This window comes from Okeania sp. SIO2B9 (genome assembly GCF_010672505.1).
GTDB lineage: Bacteria > Cyanobacteriota > Cyanobacteriia > Cyanobacteriales > Microcoleaceae > Okeania > Okeania hirsuta.
In genome coordinates this window covers 1-1,268 of sequence record NZ_JAAHGK010001691.1, presented here as the reverse complement: position 1 = coordinate 1,268, position 1,268 = coordinate 1, and the positions used below count along the sequence as shown (strand labels likewise).

1 protein-coding gene and 1 pseudogene are annotated in these 1,268 nt (G+C 31.8%); both read right to left on the bottom strand.

The annotated features are described in order from the left end of the window. Positions 1 to 623 precede the first annotated feature (623 nt). Complete coding sequence (locus F6K13_RS33740; protein ID WP_240039005.1) at positions 624 to 800, bottom strand: AAA family ATPase; 177 nt, start codon at positions 798 to 800, stop codon at positions 624 to 626. Between the two features lie 124 nt (positions 801 to 924). Then, positions 925 to 1,268, bottom strand: a pseudogene (locus F6K13_RS33735) (DUF262 domain-containing protein); the annotation flags it as partial.

The window sequence follows — 1,268 nt, the reverse complement described above, 5'->3', positions numbered from 1 at the left end:
GCTTTACTAACTGAGTGAGAATTAAATCTTACTATAAAAGTCAGCTGAAAAAGTCTATATTCATTTAAACCCCCTCCTTTTGTTGAGAACTGATAGCTAATAGCTGAATGCTTACTAGAAAAAACGGCAAAAAAAGTCTGAATTAATGTGGTCGTTGTAAAAGGCTAATCACACCAGTTGTTATGGATAAAAAAATTAGAAGTAAAAGCACTCCTCCTGGTAAAAATGCCAGAATTTTTAAGCCTCTGAGGAGCCATACTAATAGAGTTAAAATTGTGAGGATGCCACAAATGTAAGAAAATTGGGGAATTGGAAAATTAGAATTTTTACTCATGGAGTTTAGATAATATCTATATGGATTTAACTATCAAAAATATTGTCACTATTTTAGTAAGCATTCCGTTTGTCATGCTACGCAAACAGCTATTAGCATTTCCTACGGAATGCTCCGCAAACAGCATTTCCGTTTGTCATGCTACGCAAACAGATGTATGAACGTACAGGACTTACTAAAGTTAGTTAGTGACCTTTTTCTTGACTGCGGAATGCTACGCAAACATAATTTTGAATTCTCCTTCTAAGATAATAAGTTAATAGCTGATAGCTGACTGATGAATGCTTACCTATTTTAACTTAATGCCTATATAACCAAGTTGATAAGATTGACGCATTAAAAGTAATGCTTGTAAGACAGAAGATTTGCCTGTGCTATTTAGACCAGATAGCAAAGTCAGTGGTTTAAATGATAAAAGCTGATTGGCAAAATGTTTAAAGTTTTTTAGATGTACTGAACTAATCATTTAGAACTTCCTGGATTATTTTTTCAATAGTTTCAAAACGATATTCTATCTTATCTTGAGCTTGAGATATAGACTTGGCAAATTCTTTGTCTTGATCTACATATTTAGCAAAGTTATCTAATAATTATTGCGTCTGATTTTTAAGTTTTTGAGTTTGTTGAGAATTAAGCTGACTAATATGAAATGACCAGGTTTCAAACAAAGCTTTATTAACTGGAAATTTTCTTTGTTTCTTCGATTTACGGAAAGCTTCATCGCCAAATATTTCTTGACAAACAATCATAGTCTTTTTGAATTTATTTTCAAGTTCTTCAATTTCATAATCAGATAAATCATTAATTTTTTTCATAGCATTATCTAAAAATTCTTCTCTGCCAGAGTTGGCATAATTTTTATAAGAATTAGATGTAAGCATAACTGCTAAAGCGCCTAGTACAAATTCCCGATCATCCATACGTTTGATTCGTG

Excerpts from the sequence above, each read along its gene's own strand:
- F6K13_RS33740 (WP_240039005.1), bottom strand. The coding sequence starts at position 800 with ATGATTAGTTCAGTACATCTAAAAAACTTTAAACATTTTGCCAATCAG.